Annotated in this window: 12 protein-coding genes; 4 read left to right on the forward strand and 8 right to left on the reverse strand. The window is 69.6% G+C overall.

All coding sequences use genetic code 11. The annotated features are described in order from the left end of the window. Positions 1 to 141 precede the first annotated feature (141 nt). A complete protein-coding gene (locus JRI60_RS07565; RefSeq protein ID WP_204225176.1) occupies positions 142 to 1083 on the forward strand; it encodes an MBL fold metallo-hydrolase in 942 nt (313 codons plus the stop codon). A 12-nt stretch (positions 1084 to 1095) separates the two neighbouring features. Here JRI60_RS07565 and JRI60_RS07570 read toward each other — a convergent pair whose 3' ends face one another. Then, positions 1096 to 1842, reverse strand: coding sequence for a hypothetical protein (locus tag JRI60_RS07570; protein WP_204225177.1), 747 nt, complete (start codon positions 1840 to 1842; stop codon positions 1096 to 1098). Positions 1843 to 2055: 213 nt separating this feature from the next. On the opposite strand from JRI60_RS07570, the gene clpP reads away from it, so the two are divergent. Continuing rightward, complete coding sequence (gene clpP, locus JRI60_RS07575) at positions 2056 to 2667, forward strand: ATP-dependent Clp endopeptidase proteolytic subunit ClpP (RefSeq protein ID WP_204225178.1); 612 nt, start codon at positions 2056 to 2058, stop codon at positions 2665 to 2667. Between the two features lie 109 nt (positions 2668 to 2776). Next, a complete protein-coding gene (locus JRI60_RS07580; protein WP_204225179.1) occupies positions 2777 to 3136 on the forward strand; it encodes a hypothetical protein in 360 nt (119 codons plus the stop codon). A gap of 10 nt (positions 3137 to 3146) precedes the next feature. On the opposite strand, the gene JRI60_RS07585 is transcribed toward JRI60_RS07580, so the two are convergent. The 6 genes from JRI60_RS07585 to JRI60_RS07610 all read right to left on the reverse strand — a co-directional run bounded on the left by JRI60_RS07585 (position 3147) and on the right by JRI60_RS07610 (position 16440). After that, positions 3147 to 4127: an alpha/beta fold hydrolase gene (locus JRI60_RS07585; RefSeq protein WP_204225180.1), complete on the reverse strand. Its 981-nt coding sequence runs from the start codon at positions 4125 to 4127 to the stop codon at positions 3147 to 3149. Between the two features lie 90 nt (positions 4128 to 4217). Continuing rightward, complete coding sequence (locus JRI60_RS07590; protein WP_204225181.1) at positions 4218 to 5921, reverse strand: bifunctional metallophosphatase/5'-nucleotidase; 1704 nt, start codon at positions 5919 to 5921, stop codon at positions 4218 to 4220. Positions 5922 to 5977: 56 nt separating this feature from the next. Then, positions 5978 to 6532 carry a Uma2 family endonuclease gene (locus JRI60_RS07595; RefSeq protein ID WP_204225182.1) on the reverse strand — a complete coding sequence of 185 codons (555 nt, stop codon included), beginning with the start codon at positions 6530 to 6532 and terminating at the stop codon, positions 5978 to 5980. Between the two features lie 94 nt (positions 6533 to 6626). Then, positions 6627 to 8558, reverse strand: a complete 1932-nt coding sequence (locus JRI60_RS07600) for a metallophosphoesterase (protein WP_204225183.1) — start codon at positions 8556 to 8558, stop codon at positions 6627 to 6629. Further along, on the reverse strand, positions 8555 to 15145 hold the full coding sequence (locus tag JRI60_RS07605; protein ID WP_204225184.1) for an SIR2 family protein: 6591 nt from the start codon (positions 15143 to 15145) through the stop codon (positions 8555 to 8557). Before JRI60_RS07605 ends, JRI60_RS07600 begins: the two co-directional genes overlap by 4 nt. 101 nt (positions 15146 to 15246) lie before the next feature. Beyond that, positions 15247 to 16440 (reverse strand): SRPBCC family protein, encoded by a 1194-nt coding sequence (locus JRI60_RS07610; protein WP_204225185.1) that lies wholly within the window; start codon positions 16438 to 16440, stop codon positions 15247 to 15249. A gap of 146 nt (positions 16441 to 16586) precedes the next feature. On the opposite strand from JRI60_RS07610, the gene JRI60_RS07615 reads away from it, so the two are divergent. Next, a complete protein-coding gene (locus JRI60_RS07615; RefSeq protein WP_204225186.1) occupies positions 16587 to 16880 on the forward strand; it encodes a hypothetical protein in 294 nt (97 codons plus the stop codon). Positions 16881 to 16888: 8 nt separating this feature from the next. On the opposite strand, the gene JRI60_RS07620 is transcribed toward JRI60_RS07615, so the two are convergent. Continuing rightward, positions 16889 to 18691 (reverse strand): AMP-dependent synthetase/ligase, encoded by a 1803-nt coding sequence (locus JRI60_RS07620; protein ID WP_239470395.1) that lies wholly within the window; start codon positions 18689 to 18691, stop codon positions 16889 to 16891. Positions 18692 to 18805 lie beyond the last annotated feature (114 nt).

Below are 18805 nucleotides of genomic sequence, written 5' to 3' on the forward strand. Positions count from 1 at the left end.
GTAGGCAATGGGACGAACCGGCAGGGCTTCTGGCATCTGGGGCACAGAGGGGGCTGCCTCGGGGCGCTTTTGGCGGATTGGAACAAAAAGTCGTCCGACCCACGAAAGTCGCCACGACCGATCTGGCGCACGATACGCGCCATGAGACACATCACTTCGCTGACGAGCCTGTTGCTGGTCTTCCTGGTGGGCTGTGCCACTGCCCCCGCCGCGTCACCCGGTGGCCGTTACGACGGTACCGCCCATCGACTGAAGGAGGACTCCCGGGTGGGGGTCTACACCTCCAAGCCCCGGGGCTTCTCCACGAACTCGTATTGGCTCGAGGGCCCGGAGGGGCTGGTCGTCATCGACACCCAGTTCCTGCCCTCGGCGGCGCGGGAGCTCATCGAGCTGGCGGAGCGGGAGACGGGGAAGAAGGTGGTGCTGGCGGTGGTGCTGCACCCCAACCCGGACAAGTTCAACGGGACGGGCGTGTTCCAGGAGCGGGGCATCCGGGTGGTGACGGCCCGGCAGGTGCTCGAGCGGATTCCGGCGGTGTTCGAGCTGCGCACGCGCTGGTTCAAGGACCGGTACGCGCCGGACTGGCCGGAGGCGGAGCCGCGGCCGGAGGCGTTCGGCGCGGAGACGACGGAGCTGGAGGCGGCCGGACTGAAGCTGAAGGCGCACGTGCTGGGGGCGGGGTGCAGCGAGGCGCAGGTGGTGGTGGAGTGGGAGGGGCACCTGTTCACGGGGGACCTGGTGGCCAACGGCACCCACGGGTGGTTGGAGCTGGGGCGCCACCACGAGTGGCTGAAGCGGCTGGAGGAGCTGGCGCGGCTGAATCCCCGCCAGGTGCACCCGGGCCGGGGGCCGTCCGCGGGTCCGGAGCTGCTGGCGCGGCAGCGGGCGTACCTGGAGAAGGTGGTGGAGCTGGTGCGGGCCGGCGAGCCCACGCTGCCGGTGCGTGACGAGGCGGTGGCCGCGGCCGTGCAGCGGGTGCAGGCCGCCTTCCCGGACCTGGACCTGGCCGTGTTCCTCCGGGTGGGCATGCCCGAGGTGTACCGCCACGAGGCCGAGCTGCGCGCGAACGCGGCGGGGCATTGAGCCGCCCGCGCTTCAGTGCTCGGTGCGGCCCTCCTGGCTCTGCTGGTACACGGGGAACCGCAGGGCGTGCAGGAAGCCGCGAGGGGTGATGCCGAGCCCGTCGCGGAAGGGATTGAAGCGCAGGCGCGCGGGATTCAGCGTCACCTCGGCGCGCAGGAGGAGGTCCGCCAGGGGCGTCCAGGTGTGGGGCAGCCCGTGCTCCAGGGGATACACCTCGAAGGTGAGCAGGGCGTTGCCCTCGCTCATGGCCTCGCGCAGGCGCCGCACCCGCGAGCCCTGCCTCCGGGGCAGGTCGCGCGGCGAGGTGAGCCGCAGCTTCGCCCGTCCGAGCCCCCGCACCGTGAAGGGCGCGATCCCATAATAGTCGTTCGCGAGCCAGTCGTGGACATGGGTGGAGAAGGCCGCGGGGGCCAGCGTCCAGACGTGGCGCACGGTGGCGAAGAGGATGTCCTGGTCGCGGGGCGAGGCCTCCTCGGTGATGCGCGCGTCGTGCCGGAAGCGCACCGCCGCCCCGAGGATGTCCGGCCACTCGCGCCCGCCCCGCCACACGGCGGTGGAGAGCCGCACGAAGGCCGGGCCCGCGAGGCGCTCGGCCACGTCCGTGAAGGGCGGATCCGTCCTCACCGGGACGACCTCGGCCTGCAGGCAGATGCCCTCGGGGTGCAGGGAGCGGGCGTGGCGCAGCTCCGAAATGGCGCGGAACGGTGGCCCCCACAGCGTCCCCACCGCCCGACCGACGACTTCTCCCATCAGACCCATGCGCGGACCCTCCGAGAGCTACAGGGTGGGTGGGGTGGGGGACTCCGGCCATGGGCGGGCGCCATGTCCGGGCGGAGGGCGGGCGGGGGACCAGCCGGAGACACTCCAGAGGTCATCCAGGACCCGGCGCCGTAGGGCCGACCGTGGTCTGGCGCACGGTCCGCGAAGAACGCACGGGCGCAGGGCGGGAAGGCGCATTAGTGTTGGGAGGCCATGAACATCCCCTTCGTCATCGAGACCACCCACCGAGGCGAGCGCGCCTATGACCTCTACAGCCGGCTCCTCAAGGACCGGATCGTCATGCTCGGCACGCCGGTGACCGATGAAGTGGCGAACATCATCGTCGCCCAGCTGCTCTTCCTCGAGTCCGAGGACCCGGACAAGGGCATCAACCTCTACATCAACTCGCCGGGGGGTTCGGTGACGGCGGGCCTCGCCATCTACGACACGATGCAGTACGTCAAGTGTCCGGTGTCGACCATCTGCATCGGGCAGGCGGCCTCGATGGGGGCGCTGCTCCTGCTCGCCGGGGCGTCGGGCAAGCGGTACGCGCTGCCCAACGCGCGCATCATGATCCACCAGCCGCTGGGTGGGGCCCAGGGTCAGGCGTCCGACATCGACATCCAGGCGAAGGAGATCCTCCGCCTGCGCTCCTACATCAACGGCCTCATCGTGAAGCACACGGGCCACACCATCGAGCGCATCGAGAAGGACACCGAGCGCGACTACTTCATGAGCGCCGAGGAGGCCCGGCAGTACGGCATCATCGACGAGGTGGTGAACAAGCAGCTGCCGCTGCCGGTGGCCACCACCCCCAAGGGTTAGCCGCCCCGGCATTCCGCGCGTGCAATGCTTGCGGGCCGGTCTCCCGGGCTCCCATCGAGTCTCCGAGGGAGCCCCGTGTGGCACGGACCATGCTCACCTTTGAACCGTCATGGTCCGCCAACGTCTCGCACTCGCCCTCTTCTTGTCGTCCGCCCTCCTTGGTGTCGGCTGTGCCGGCCCGACCCAGGAGCGGCGCATGTACCCCGAGCCGCCCAACACCGTGCAGCAGGAGCTGGGCTACAACGACGTCATCCGGATTGGCCAGGAATACGCCACGTCCTCGGGCTACGAGGTGGCGGAAGTCGCCGAGGCCGTGAGGGTGCGCCCCAACTACTGGCGGGTGCGCTTCGGCCTGGCGCCTCGGGGCTCGGGGCGGCTGCTGGAGCTCGAGTTCGACGAGGCCCAGCGGCGCGTCGTGGGCTCCACGGAGGTGGGTGGCGCGGCGGGCCGTACCACGCCGGGTCCGTGAGCGGGCGGCCTCAGGGCAGGGTGGACAGGAACTGGCTCACGTCCCGCTCGAAGCGGTCCGCCTCCTCCAGGTAGGGGTAGTGGCCGCTCCGCTCGTACTCGAGGAAGGTGGCGCGGGGCAGGGCCTTCGCCAGCGCCTGCATGCTCTCCAGGCCGATGGAGTTGTCATACCGGCCACCGACGACGAGCACCGGCGCGGTGATGCGGTCGAAGGCCGAGAAGCGGTAGCCGAGCAGCTCGTTGGCGAAGAGGGTGCGTGAGAGCTCGCCCGTGTTGCGCAGGCCGCTCTCCGTGTCCACCGCCTCCTGCATCTGGAGGTACATGGCGTCGCGGAACTGTAGCTGGTTGAAGAAGGACTGGGCGTCCATGCCGCGCAGCGCCCGCATCACCCGGGTGTAGTCCGACGTGTCCTCGGGAGCGGCGGCGGCCTCCACCCGCCCGGGGTGCAGGCGCTCGAGCTCACGCTTCCAGGTGGCGAACGAGCTGGACGCGTCCGAGAAGCCGCTCACGAACACCATGCCCGCCATGTGCTGGGGATGACGTGCCGCGTACTCCAGCGCGAGCGTCGCGCCGAAGGAGTGGCCCAGCAGCACCCAGCGCTCCACGCCCAGCTCCTGGCGCAGCGCCTCCAGGTCGGCCACCAGCACCTCCAGGGAGTAGCGGCCGTCCCAGGGGCGCTCGGAGCGGCCACAGCCGCGCTGGTCCAGGTACACCATGCGCCGGCCCTTCTCGAGCCGGGTGCCCATGAGCCGGGCGAAGCTGTAGCTGTTGTAGCCCGGGCCGCCGTGGAGGAAGAGCACGGGAGCGCGCTCGTCCGAGGCCTTCCCGGCGATGCGGTAGTAGAGCCTCACCCCATTGAGGACGCGCTGGTGCTCGCCAGGGGCCAGCGGCGGCTCGGAGTTGGCGAGGGAGAGGGGCGCGTGGTGCGTACAGGCGGCCACCAGCGCGCACAGGACGACACAACCCAGGAATCCAAGACGCGAGGAATGCATGGCCCGTATGTGTGTCAACGGTGCCCGCGGGATGCCCGTGCGGCGGGTGGCAAGTGTCGCCCGCTGTCCGGCGGGAGTGTCGGCTGGTGGCTAGTCCACCCGGGTGATGCGGTTCGTCTCCGGCGGCGAGCGCGGGGAGGCCTTCAGCCAGGCCTCCAGTGCGTCCACGTCCAGCATGCCGCCCTGGCGGTCGGTGCCCTCGGCGAACTCGCGGAAGCCGTCTCCGCCACCCGCGAGGAAGCTGCCCACCGTCACGCGGTAGCGGCCCGCCGGGTCGACGGGTTGACCGTTGAGCCGGATGCTGGCCGGGTCCACCTTCTGGCCCACGGGGGCCGAGGCCTTCCACGTATAGGAGAAGCCCTGGGAGGGCTGGAGGATGCGGGGATGGCTGCCCTCCCACTGGGCCTCCAGCAGGGAGTGGAGCTGGGCGCCGGTGAGCGTGAACGTCACCAGCGCGTTGCCGAAGGGCTGGAGGGTGAAGGCCTCGCCATAGGTGACGTCGCCCGCGTCGAGATCGCCCCGGATGCCGCCCGGGTTCATGAAGGCCACCTGGGCGCCCAGGTCCTTCGTCGCCGCGAGCTGCGCGTCGGCGAGGGCATTGCCCAGGGTGGACTCGCCCGAGGGCCAGCGCCGGGCGTTCGGCTGCTGGAGCGGCGCGGTCACCCGGCCGAGGACGCGGTCGCGCAGGGGGGCGGCCAGTCCGTCATAGCGGTCGACGAGGGCCCGCACGTCGGAGACGCCTTCCACGTCCTGGGTGACGAGGACGTTGCGAGCGGTGGTCTCCACGACGTCTCCAGTGGACGTGTCCAGCACCAGGTCGAGGTCCGTGATGATCCGCCCGTAGGAGGCCGCGCTGGTGACGCGCCTGCCGTCGATGACGCAGTTGTACGGCTGGTGGGTGTGGGCGCTGAGGACGGCGTCCACCTCCTTGTCCATGCGGTGGACGATGTCCACGATGGGGCCGGAGATGCCCTCGCAGCCGTCGTACGGGCCGCCCTGGCCCTGGACGCCGCCCTGGCCCTGGACGCCGCCCTCGTGGAGGAGCACCACGATGGCCCTGATGCCCTGCTTCTTGAGCTCCGGCACCAGCGCGTTGACCGTGTCGGCCTCGTCCCGGAAGTGGAAGCCCCGGATGCCGGCGGCGTCGACGATCTCCGGCGTGCCCTCGAGCGTCATGCCGATGAAGGCCACCTTCACGCCCGCGAGCTCGCGCACGGCGTAGGGGGGGAAGAGGGTGGCGCCCTTGTCATCGACCACGTTGGCGGCGAGGAACTGGAACCGGGCGCCCTCGAAGGGCGTGCCGTCCTGGCAGCCGTCCACCGGGTGGCAACCACCGGTCTGCATGCGCTTGAGCTCGGTGGTGCCCTCGTCGAACTCGTGGTTGCCCACGGCGTTGAGCTGAAGGCCGGCGAGGTTCATGGCCTCGATGGTGGGCTCGTCGTGGAAGAGGGCGGAGACGAGCGGGCTGGCGCCAATGAGATCTCCCGAGGAGACCACGAGTGTGTTCTTCGGATCGCGTGCGCGCAGGTCCGCCAGATGCCGGGCGAGGAAGCCGATGCCTCCCGCCTTCGTCTTGGTGGAACCCGTGCGGATCTCCCCCGAGGAGCCCTGGGGAGGCGCGAGGTTGCCGTGGAAGTCATTGATGGCCAGCACCCGCGCGTGCACCTGGCGGGCGTTGGCGGGAGGGGTGGCACCGGCGGCTGTCGTCTGCCCGCCACCATGGGCACAGGCGAGCAGGAGCGAGGAGGACAGCAGGAGCGCGCGGAGTGAGGCGGGGGAAGAGGGCGTTGGCATGGGGGCCCCCTATCTCGCACAACCCGAGCGCGACCGCATGTCCGGGGTGTTACGCGCTACGCCTCATCCCAGAGGACGGCGAGTTCCAGCTCCAGCGCTTCGAATGGCTCGGAGCGCACCCGTGCCGTGCCGGTGTGCGTGACCAGCAGGGAGTAGCGTGCCCCTTCCAACCGGAAGACCTCCAGCATGCGCACTTCCGGTTCGAGGAACCACACGTGCCGTACGCCCTCGCGCGCATACACGGGGAGCTTGAGCGCCCGGTCCAGCCTGGCCGTGGAAGGAGAGAGCACCTCGCAGACCCAGTCTGGTGCGAGTGTGAAGGCCGCGGTACGCGGAGGCCGGGGCATCCTCTCCCGGCGCCAGCCGGCCAGGTCCGGTACCAGCACGTCCTGCCCCAGGTGCAACTCGGGCTCATCCAGGAGCACCCATCCGCCAGGGCCTCCGCGCCCCCGATGGAACGGTCCTCCCAGCTCCATGCCCAGCACGGAAGCCGCCAGCGTGTGAGGCGATGCTGGCCGGGGGCTCACATGGAGCTCTCCGGCGATGATCTCCCCCACGACATGCTCGGGGAGTGCCTCCAGATCGGCGTAGGTGGCCGGTTTGCGTTCCATGACTCCCCGATGTTCCTCGACGCCCGTCTCCGTTTCCATGGAGCCGGTCTAGCACCTGGGTCTGACGTGGCGAGTCAGGTACAACCACCTGCCCTCAGCGGTTCACCTTACCTCTTTCCTGGCCTGGCGCTCCCCACTTCAGCTCCAGGGGTGTCCAGGCGAATCCTTCGCCGTCCAGATTGTAACGGTTGGAATCCGCACGCATGCCCACACCCTTCACGAAGACGCGGGGCGCCCAGCCCAGCTCCCAACGCCCCTGGTTCCAGCGGAAGGCTCCCCATGCATAGCCATGCTGCTCGGAGGACTCCCCGTGGCCCGCTCCCGCGACGAGGCGGACCGACTCCCGAGAGATGCCGAGGCTTCGCAGCGCACGGGCCCGGGCGACGTGGACGTGCCCGCAGAGATGCAGATGGGGACCCCTCTCCATCATCCGCTCCAGGAGCAGATCCTCGGCATCCGGGTGCAGCCAGCCCGGTGGATGGTGGGTGAGCAGGAGCAGAAGATCCTCCTCCTTCACCTGCTGGAGCGAGCGGAGTTGCCGCTCGCCGATGACGAGCTTCCTTTCAGCGTCGTTCTTGTCACTCACCCAGACCGAGCACAGGCCGACGAACCACACCCGCCCAGGCTGCTCGGAGGTGGGGGCGCGTTGCTCGCTCCAGTCGAGCAGCAGGTTGTCGGCGCCTCGCGGATGGTTGGGAGCGAGTTCCTCCAGGAAGCGGACGTAGGCTGCGAGCTTGTCACCCAGCAACGTCCGGCTGCGCTCCTTCTGGAGATGATCGTCAATGGAGCCAGGCTTCGCGCGGATGGACGCGTGTGAGCCTTCGACATGCGGCTCCTCGGCCATCGAGCGATCGACGTCGTGGTTGCCGGGCACCACGCGGAGCGCCGCGGTCGAGGTGCCGGCTGCCTCGATGAGCTTCCTCAGCCACTGGGCTGCCTGCTGGTACTGCTCGGGCTTCGCGCTGAAGGCGATGTCCCCCGTGACGAAGACATGGTCCGGTATCCAGGGGAGGTTCTTCTCCACGTCCTGGCGGATGGCTTCGATGACGACTTCCTGGTTGAAGCGGTGCTTCTGCTGTTTCTGCACCTCCCCGGCACCGAAGTGGAGATCCGACACATGGAGCCACGTGAGGGCGGGCTTCGGCCCGGAAGGTCTGGGGCGCACCGTGCCCGGAGCAGCCCGCGGGACCCGCGGCTCCCAGGTGCTCCCGGATCCCCAGACGAGGCCGAAGAGCGAGCCGCTGAACGAGGCCGGGCTTCCAGCGACGAGCCCGTATTGCCGGAGGGCTTCGAGGCTCGACCCCGTGCCGAGCCGGGCGCCGTCCAGCAGTTGCTGCATCTTGGGAGGCAGGGAGGTGTAGATGGCCTGGAAGGGATCATCGAAGTCCTCGACGGAGTCGATGAAGCCCGCCAACTCGTCCTCGGTGGGAGGATGCGCGGCCTCGGTGCCCGCGTGCATGAGGAAGCGGCAGAGGCGTGCGACCAGATTGGGGAAACCCGCGGTCGCGCGGTGGATGGCCTCCACCACGTTCTCCTCGCAGGCCAGCGGCGTCTGGCTCCAGGCCCGCCGGACCATTCGCGCCGTTTCCTCCCGGCTCAGCGGATGGAGTGGCTCGATCTTCACATCCTCGAGGAGCCGCTGGAGCTCGATCGGTGCATCTGGCCTCATCAGGATGGGCCAGGCGGCCAGGACGAACGGACGATCCTTCAGCCGCCGGTGCAGCTCGCCGAGCGCCTGCGGGGTCCAGTCCAGCAGGTGCTGCGCCTCGTCGAACACGAGCCAGCCCGTGGCCTTCTCCATCCGGGCGAAGGTGTCCTTGGATTCACTGGACAGGTGGATGGGGCGGGGGCTGTCGAACCGGGGCCCCAGGTTTTCGATGACCCGGTGGAGCAGGCTCGTCTTGCCGATACGGCTGGGACCCACCACCACCACGCCGCGCTCCGCCAGACGGATGATGCGCTGGGTTCCGGCGGGATCCCGGCAGTCCTCGTCCTTGTCCACGGGACCATGGATGCACCAGCTCATGACGCGAACTCCTGGATCCAGAGAAAGAAGGTGGGCTCCACGTCGAGTCGCTTCTTCACCTTGTCCGCGAGCCCATAAGGTTCGAGCAGACGGATTGTCGGTGCGTCGAGCGCCTCGCGCTCCGTGGCGGGCAACCCGGCCAGACGGCGCAGCACCTCGCGGACCTGCTCGGGCAGGCCCGCCCAGCGCCCGGGGTAGCCGTAGATGTCGATGACGTCATCGAACGCCTTCTCCCGGAAGGCCTGCTCGATGTCCGCTCCATCAATGCGGAAGTGCCGCGACACATGGCAGGCCTCGAGCGCATGACGGCAGATGAGCTGCGCGATGAGAGGCCGTCCGCCCGAAAGCGCTTCGATCCGATCCACCGCCTCGTCCGTCACCGTGTACTCATCGCCCAGGGGCGTGCGCACCAGACGGACGAGCTCGGGACGTTTCATGGGACCGAGGCGGTACGGCAGGAAGATGTTCAGGAAGGGCGAGCCGGTGGGATCATGGGCCAGCTCGCGCATGGCGTGCGGTGGCCCGGCGACCAGGACGCGCAGCCCGTCGCGCCGGCGTGACTGGAAGAGGTTGCGGAGCTCGTGCCGCACGGAGTCGGAGCGGATGAGGAACTGGGCCTCGTCGATGAGCAGGGTGAAGCGCGCTCCATGGCCTCGGGCCCGGGTCAGCTCCGTCAGGCGGGAGGTGATGGCCCGGTCGAGCACGTCGTAGGGCTCGCCCTCCAGGCGCTCGCCGGGAGCGATGAGCCCGGCCAGCCGGATGGGCAGCGCCTCCAGGTTGGACATGTGGCGCTGCAGGGAGAGGAGCTGGCAGCTCCCGCTCAGGCGGTGCTCGAGCTGGTTCAACAGCGAGCTCTTTCCAATCCGCATGTCGCCGATGAGCGCGACGTATCCCTGCTCGAGATCGCGGAGGATGCGGGAGAGCTCCTCCTCGCGCCCGTAGAAGTCCCTCGGGAGATCGATGGGGGGACCCACGATGTAGGGGTTCTCGGGCACGAAGGAGACCGTGAGCGTCTCGGTGTGCTCGTGGCCGCTCTGGAGACGCGAGGTGAGGGCGAGCAGCCCCTCGCCAGGGCCTGGGACCTCGAATTGGAGTTGGACGGTGGCGGCGCTGGCCACGTCCCCGCTCCGTTCGAGAGCCACCCGTGTCGCCGGGAGACGCTGGGAACCCAGGTGGAGGACGGCGGAGAGCTCCACTCCCGGGGAGAGCCCTGTCCCTTGCAGGTAGAGGGAGAGGGGTGGCCGCTGTCCTCCCCTGAGCAGCCCGAGGGGCACGGAGGAGAGAGGCAGGGAGAAGGAGGGCGAGGGCTGGGGCGGAGACGTCGCGGGCCGGAATCCACCCCGCACACTCCGGCGGCGGACGAGTCCCTGGCGCTTGCGCTCGGCGAGGAGGGCGGAGGCACAGGCCTCGTAGCTGTCGAGCCCCAAGGCCTTCATGTCGACAGGCTTGCCCGCGAGTGCCTCTCGTACGAGTTCTTGGCGCTGGAAGAGGGGTTTCCAGAGCTCGGCGGACATGGCTCGGGGGCCCGAGACATAGTGGAGCAAGTGGGAGAGATTGCCTTCGCCCACGAAGAAGGGCGTACCGTCGACGAGCGCGACCCAGTCCTCCCAGGTGCTCGCCAGGATGGTGTTCCGGGTTTCCGGGTGGATGGACCATACCCGCACCGTTCCATCCTCTGAGCCCGAGACCAGACGCGAACCGTCTGGCACATACGCCGCCGTCCACACACTGCTCTGATGCCCCTCCAGCCGGTGGAGCAGCGCCCCGCTGCGCGCATCCCACACCCGCACCGTTCCATCGTCCGCGCCCGAGACCAGACACGAGCCATCCGGCGCATACGCCACCGTCAATACGCGGCCCTTGTGTCCCTCCAGCCGGTGGAGCAGCGCCCCGCTGAGCGCGTCCCATACCCGCACTGTTCCATCCTCCGCGCCCGAGGCCAGACACGAGCCGTCCGGCGCATATGCCACCATCCACACGCCGCCCTCGTGTCCTGCCATCCCATACAGCAGCGCTCCGCTGTGCGCGTCCCACACCCGCATCGTTCCATCATTGGCGCCCGATGCCAGACGTGAGCCGTCCGGCGCATACTCGAGCGTCCACACACCGTTCCTGTGTCCCTCCAGGCGGTGGAGCAGTGCACCACTGCGCGCGTCCCACACCCGCACCGTTCCATCGTTCGCGCCCGAGGCCAGCCGCGAGCTGTCCGGCGCATACGCCACCGTCCACACGCTGCCCTGGTGCTCGTTCAGTTGGTGGAGCAGTGCACCACTGCGCGCGTCCCACACCCGCACCGTCCCATCGTCCGCGCCCGAGACCAGACACGAGCCATCCGGCGCATACGTCACCATCAAGACACGGCCCTTGTGTCCCTCCAGGCGGTGGAGCAGCGCTCCGCTGCGCGCGTCCCACACCCGCACCGTCCCATCCTCCGCGCCCGAGGCCAGCCGCGAGCCGTCCGGCGCATACGCCACCATCCACACACTGCCTTCGTGTCCCTCCAGGCGGTGGAGCAGCGCTCCGCTGCGCGCGTCCCACACCCGCACCGTTCCATCCTCCGCGCCCGAGACCAGACGCGAGCCATCTGGCGCGGACACCACCGTCCACACACTGCTTTCTTGCCCCGCCAGCTGCTGGAGCAGCGCTCCGTTGCGCGCGTCCCGCACCAGCACCGTTCCATCGTCCGAACCCGAGGCCAGACGCGAGCCGTCCGGTGCATACGCCACCATCCTGACCCAATCCGCGTGCCCCACCAGGCGGTGGAGCAGCGCCCCACTGCGCGCGTCCCACACATGCACCGATCCATCGACCGCGCCGGAAGCCAGACGCGAACCGTCCGGTGCATACGCCACCGTCCACACAGGGCCTTCGTGCCCCTCCAACGAGTGGAGCAGCGCCCCGGTGCGCGCATCCCATACCCGCCCCGTCCAATCGTTCCCGACCGATACCAGCCGCGAGCCGTCCGGCGCATACGCCACCGTCAAGACACCGTCGTCGTGCCCCTCCATCCGGTGGAGGAGTTCCCCGCTGAGCGCATCCCACACCCGAACCGTCCCATCCTCCGCGCCCGAGGCCAGACGCGAGCCGTCCGGCGCATACGCCATCGTCCACACACTGCTCTCGTGCTCCGCCATCTGGTGGAGCAGTTCCCCGCTGTGCGCATCCCACACCCGAACCGTCCCATCCTCCGCGCCCGAGGCCAGACGCGAGCCGTTCGGCGCATAGGTCACCGTCCACACACGGCCTTCGTGCCCCTCCAACAGGTAGAGCAGCGCTCCGCTGCGCGCATCCCACACCCGCACCGCTCCATCGTCAGCGCCGGAGGCCAGACGCGAACCGTCCGGTGCATACGCCACCGTCCACACGCCGCCCTCGTGCCCATCCAGCCGGTGGAGGAGCTCCCCGCTGAGGGCATCCCACACCCGCACCGTTCCATCATTGGCGCCGGAGGCCAGACGCGAGCCGTCCGGCGCATACGCCACTGTCAAGACACGGCCCGTGTGCCCCGTCAGCCGGTGGAGCAGCTCCCCGCTGTGCGCGTCCCACACCAGCACCGTTCCATCCGCGCCCGAGGCCAGACGCCTGCGATCCGGAGACCAGGCCAGATGGGACACGGAACCGCCCCTGGTGTGAAGGACGGCACGAGGTGGCGAGACATTCCCTTCCTTCGTCCCGCTTCGTGAGGGCTCCACGTGCAGGTCGATCAAGCCCTCGCGGTTCGCGGCACCCCACTTCACGTGCTCGATGGATGCATCCACCACCGAGGCCCGGAAGAGGTCCGCCTCCACGAGGCTCGCACCATCCAGCACGGCTCCATCGAGAATGACGTGGTCCGCCCTGGCCCGGTCGAGCCTGGCCCCGCGGAGATCCGCCCAGGGCAGCCTGGCTCCGGACAGCTCCGCTCCCGAGAGCACCGCTCCTGGCAGTGAAATCCAGGGCAGCTCGACATCCGCGAGCCGCGCTCCCTCCAGCCGGATGTGGGCTGGAAGCTCGTGCTCGAGCGCCCGCCCCAGGGCCTCCCCCTCGCCCTCGCGCTCCCGGGCGGCGAAGTAGAGCGCGAGCAGCGCATTCTCGCTGACGCGCGGCTGGTACCTCGTGGTGAGCACCCGGCGCAGCAGTTCCTTCCTGTGCTCCCATCCCTCCATCCCCGCGAGGAACGCCACGATTTCCGGCGTCAGCCGTGGAAGCGCGAGGGCGTCCTCCCGTCCCTCATCGAGCCGCGCGGAGACGTCGGCCGCCAGGAAGTACTCGAGGAAGGATCTGTGCGCGAACCGGAAATGCCCCTCCTGCTCGTCATGGGCGAGGAACACGGCCGTGCGGACCTCGAGCTCCGCCTCGTCGATGGACGCGTACCGGTCGCCGAGCACCTCCTCGAGAACGATTCGCGCCACCTCGTTGCGCGTGGCGCTCGCCGCCCCGGAGTCGAAGAGCTTTCGTGCCAGGCTGCGTGCGAAGGCGAGCCGGTATTCGTGGATGACGAGCCGCTCCTCCCGGCTCCCCAACCAGTCCTCCACGGCCAGCTCGTAGAGCTTCGCCGCGCTCATCTTCCGGCTCGACAGCCGTTCCTGGTTCTTCACGATGAGGTCGAGCAACACCGGGCGCTTGGAGAGGCTCGCCAGATCGTGGGTGTTCCGGATGTTCTCCATCACGCGGGCCTTCTCCTCGACCGAGGGGGTCCGCCGTCCCACGAACTCGATGACCTCTGAGCGGTCCAGGTCCTCCAACTCGACGATCGCCCAGGAGGACTGGCCTCCTGGTCTCGCCGCCATGACTCGCGCGGGGTCGGGGAAGAGGGTCTTGCGGGAGGTGAGCACCGCGCGCGCCTCCTCTCCAGAGAACGCCCCCAGCAAGGCTCCGATGGCGCCTTCGAGCTGATGAGGGGCGAGCTGCATCTCGTCCAGCCCGTCGAAGAGGGGGACCGTCAAACCCAGGTCGACGGCCAGCCGGAAGGCTTCCCCCGACAATCCCGGGACGTGCTTCGCCACGAGGGCGTCCAGCTCCAGGGGCATTCCGGCCAGGGGCAGGAGGAGGGGCGCCGGAGCCCGCAGGGGCTCCTCCAGGAATGCCTTCGCCATCAGGGCGGCCCGGCGTTTGAGGTGCGTGGACTTGCCCGTGCCGAAGTCCCCCAGGACGAGGACGCGCCTGTGTGCTTCCAATGATTTGACGAGGGCCTCTGCTACCGGGAGCACTTCGCCTGTCTCCCGGAGCCGGGCGCGGGCCGCCACGAAGCGGTGCTCGTCCACCTCGTTCCACGTGGTGAGGCACTGTTGCGCGTGTGCGCGGAGCGGATCACTCATCAAGGGCGCCAGCGCCTCACGCAGCCCCAGAACCTTCACGTCGGGTATGGGAGGGGTGTCCGGCGACGTCCGGTCATACACGCGCACGGAGCCGCCGCGAGCCCCGAGTTTGCTGGCCAGAGCGATGATCAGCGTACGAAAAGAGGAGGTCAGCACCTCCGTATGGAAGTAGAGGGTGAAGCCTCCGTGGGGGAGGAGCGAGAGCACCGTGGCGAAGGGAATGAGAGGCGCCTCCCCCTGTCCGGCTCGTTGCTCAAGCCAGAGGGTGGTGCCGGGAAGGTCCAGGCAGCGCAGGAGCCGTAGCAAGAGATACGTCTCGCTCGAGTAGGCACGAGGGGTGCGAGGAGCCTCGGTCGACGCGGTGAATCCCTCCGCCTCGATGATGCCGACCGCTTCGGCGAGAGAGAGGCGCCGGGTGTGAGCGGAAACGTCCGGTCCGCGCACGGCGGGCGACGGTGCGAGTTGCCGCAGCATTTCAACCACGGCGGTGTGCCGCCCGTCGGGGTTGTCGTAGGGGATGAGGCGCACGCCGGAGGACTCCAGCCGCTTGCGCCGGTGGGGCGTCACGGAGTCGGCGGGGACGAGCGCGAAGTGGCGGGGAGGCTGCGCTCCGGAGAAGGCGCGGATCCGGCTCAGGTGCAGGTCGAAGTCGTCATCGGTCAGGCCGTAGCCCACGAACAGCAGGGGCACGGCGTGGAAGAGGGCGGTGAAGGCGCCGTGCAGATTCGGGTCGGCGAAGATGGCGCGGTCGTAGTCCTCGCGGGTGAAGACCCAGCTGGAGCGGTCGAGCAGGGTGCCGTGCAGCTTGAGGATGAACTCCCTGCGCTGGGCGATGTCGCCCGTGGCGCGAGGCAGCGTGGGCCAGCGGCCGGCGAAGGCGCGCTCGAGCAGGTGGTCGATGTTGGTGGTGAGGACGGCGCGCAGGCGGGGCGCGAGCGCCGCGATGGCTCGGGTCACCTCCGGCTCGTCCGCGAGCTTGTCGTCGAGGTGCCGCTCGATGACGGTGCCGAACTCGGAGGCGCCGAGGCAGTCCTTGAGCGCCGAGAGCGCGTCGATGTACTGGCGCGCGGCGGTCAGCTCGGCGATCTCCTGGAGCGCCGCCGTATCGGCTTTGCGAGCCCTGGCGCGCTCGGAGAGCAGCTCCACCAGGCGCTTCCAACCGGGCAGGCCGGCGGCGGCCGAGACCCCCGCGCCCGCGAAGATGACCAGATTGCCGGACTCGTAGGCTTCCCGGAGCTCGGCGAAGGCAGGATCCAGGGACGCGGGGGGGCTGGGGGGTGATTCCTTCACGCGCCCGCCAACATAGGTCAGCGCCCGTGAACGAGGCGAGTACCCCGCCCCCGTGTCGGATCAACTCGCGTTGTCGTCTCCCTCCACCGGGCGTCGCAGCGTCAGTGCACCGGCCGGGAGCCAGACTGGTCCGGCGTTTGGGGCGACAGCTGGTCGCGCGAGACGGTCTCCCGCCCCGTGGCCTTGCCCGTCTCGATGAGCGACTTGAAGCGCATCAGGTCGTCATCCATCTGCCGCTTGGGATCGGCGCCCAGCAGCAGGGCGAAGGCGTGGCCCAGCGCGCCCGCGGGCGGGTTGTAGGACATGCGGATGTCCAGCCGCGTGGCACGGCCATCCTGGACCGGCTCGAAGTGGATGATGCCGGCGTGCTCCACCGTGGAGCCCTCCACGCTCTTCCAGGCGAGCACCTGGTGGGGGATGAGCCGGGTGATGAGGGCGTCCCACTCGAACACGACGCCGGCCGGGCCCCGCACCCGCCAGTGCGAGCGGTCTTCACCGCTGGTGCGCAGATCCTCCACGTGGGTCATGAAGCGGGGGAAGTTCTCCATCGCCCGCCAGAAGCCGAACACCTCCTCCACCGGGGCGTGGACGGTGATGTCCTTGTGGAGCTCGATGCCCAGGCGTCCGCCGCCGATGCCGGTGAGGCGCTTGAGCTCGATGTTGGTGATGCTGCGCAGGGTGATCAGCCCGCCGAGGATGGCCGAGCCGATGCCCGGGATGCCCCGTCGCGAGAGCCCCCACGTGAGCAGGCTGGCGCCCCCGAGCCCCGCCACGAAGCGCGCCGCGGGCGACCAGTTGTGCTGGAGGAACTCGGGACGCTCTCCCGGCCTCTGGGAGCCGCTCTGCAACGCCGGGTGACCGCCCGGCTGCTTGTGCACCTCCAGGTTGTCCACCAGGCCCAGCAGGCCGCGGACCCGTGCGATGCGGGAGAGCACTCGCGGGTGCTCGCTCTTGAGGATGACACCATCGAGCCGCACCCGGCCCTGCTCGACACCCACCTGGATGGCATGCGGGTGCGAGCACACGCGGCCGAGCGCCGAGCGGACACGGGCCTCGAGGGTCCTGTCATCCACCTCCTCGGGGCGCAGCCGGTGCAGGAGCTCGAAGAAGAAGCCGCGCGAGCGGTGGGCCATGTCGCGCACCACCACGCCGGCCGCGTTCCCCGCCTCGTGCATGGCATGAAGGGCCTTGTCGTGAGTCACGGCGCGGCGGCGCCGGCCGCTGCGAGGGTCCGCCCAGTACATCAGTCCCGCCCCCAACCCCATTCCCCCCACCGCCCACCAGGTAGCTCTCATTTCCCTGCCCTCCATGGAAGTCCAGTGCCCCCCAAGCTGGGGGCGGGCGGCATGCCCGACAGCAGGCGGGCGAGGGCTTCCTCCCCTGGCTGTCTCGTACCCGGACCCACCTGAATGAGCAGATTGAGGACGAAGGAGGGGAATCCATGCCCATTCAGCCGCCCACGAGACCTGGAGCGCCCATGAAGGAGCCGGAGCCGCGCGAGTCGCCGCAGCGCGAGCCGGAGCCTCAACGTCCGCCGGAGGTGGATCCACCCCGGAGGCACGCGCCGGAGATAGAGCCGCCGACGCGCCAGCCGCCGGAGATAGAGCCGCCCCGGCACGACCCACCGTTACAGGACCCGGGGCGCGAGACCGAGCCGGAGATCCGCCCGCCCGGCATCCACGAGGCGCCCGATCCGTACAAGCAGCCGCCGGGCATCCCGGGCATCATCGCCTGAGTGGAACCTCAGTCACCGCCCCCGCGCGAGTACAGGTGCTCGATGACCTGTGCATAGTGTTCGTTGACGATGTGGCGCCGTACCTTGAGCGACGGCGTCAGCTCGTTGCGCTCGATGGTGAAGTCGTGGGGGAGGATGACGAACTTGCGGATGGACTCCGCGCGCGACACCGTGCGGTTGGCGGCCTCGATGGCCTGGCTCACCTCCGCGCGCAGCGTGGCGTCCTCCACCAGTGACTCCAGCGACTGCCCGGTCTTGCCATGCTTCCGGGCCCAGTTGTTGAAGGCGCCGGTGTCGATGGTGACGAGCGCCGCGACGAAGGGCTTGCCCTCGCCCACCACCATGGCCTGACTGACCAGCGGGTGCTCGCGGATGCGGTCCTCGAGCGGCCCCGGCGCCACGTTCTTGCCGGCCGCGGTGACGAGGATCTCCTTCTTGCGGCCGGTGATGCGCAGGTAACCCTGCTCGTCCAGGCTCCCGAGGTCTCCCGTCTGCAACCAGCCGTCCGGGGTGAACGCGCGCTGCGTGGCCTCCGGGTTGTGCCAGTAGCCGTGGAAGACCTGGGGCCCCTTCACGAGGATCTCCCCATCGTCCGCGATGCGCACGGTGGTGCCGGGCAGCGGCTGGCCCACCGTTCCGATGCGGTTGGCGTCGGCGGCGTTGATGGTCAGCACGGGGCTCGTCTCGGTCATGCCGTAGCCCTCGAACGCCTTCACGCCCATGCCGTTGTAGAAGTGGTTCAGCCACTCGGGCAGCGGCCCTCCACCCGACACGATGAAGCGCACCTGCCCGCCGAGCACCTCGCGGAGCTTGCGGTACACGAGCCGATCGAACAGCGCGTGTTGCAGCCGGGTCGTCAGGGCGGCGCGGCCCGCGGAGCGCTCGCGCGAGGATTGGATGGCCACCTTGTGGGCGAGGCCGAACACCCGGCCCCGTCCCGCGTGCTCGGCCTTCTGCTGCGCCGTCTGGAACACCTTCTCCAGCACGCGCGGCACCGTGCCGAACCAGGTGGGCCGCACCATGGCCAGCTCCTCGGTCAGCTTGCCGGGGCTGGTGGCGAAGGCCACCACGTTGCCCTTCTCCACCGCCGCCAGGAAGAGGATCTTCGCCAGCGCGTGGGCGAGCGGGAGGAACAGGAATGTCCGGTCCTGCTCGGTGAGGACGCTGCCCGTGTGGGCCATCACCTGCAGGGCATTCACCCGGATGTTGCCGTGAGTGAGCTCGCAGCCCCGGGGCCGCCCCGTGGTGCCCGAGGTGTAGATGAGGGTGGCCAGGCGGTCGGTGCGCAGCTGGGACAGACGCTCGTCCAGACGGGACTCGTCGACCGCGTCCCCGAGCTGCTGGAGGTGCTCCAACGCCGCCTGGTCGATGACGAAGGTGTGGCGGCAGGCCGGGAGCCGGTCCGCGGACTGGCGGTAGAGCGCGTGCAGGGCGTCGGTCTCGAAGAACGCCCCCAACGCCTCGCTGTCCTTGAGGATCCACTCCACCTGGTCGGCGGAGGAGGTCTCGTAGATGGGCACCGTGGTGGCCCCGGCGGCCAGGATGGCGTAGTCGAGCAGCACCCACTCGACGCGCGTCTTGGACATCAGGGCGATGCGCTGACCCGGCTCGACCCCGAGGGAGATCAACCCCCGGGCGATCCGGCGCACGGTGCGGACGATGTCCGCGGCGGTGAGGGACTCGAACCGGTCTCCGGCACGGCGCGAGAACAGCGGCTTCGTCGGGTTGCGGCGCGCGTGCTCCAGGAGGGGCTGGAGCAGGTGTGCATCCGGCGCGAGCGTGACCTGTTGCTGTCCTTGGAACTCCTTCATCTGCGTGCTCCCACTCATAGAGGCGGCGCAAGGTAGGCGATTCCAAGGGGCGCGACCACGATTCGCTGCGCCCGGTGTCGGGTGTACCTCTTCCGTGTTGTCAGTCCCTCGGAC

The organism is Archangium violaceum, assembly GCF_016887565.1.
Lineage (GTDB): Bacteria > Myxococcota > Myxococcia > Myxococcales > Myxococcaceae > Archangium > Archangium violaceum_B.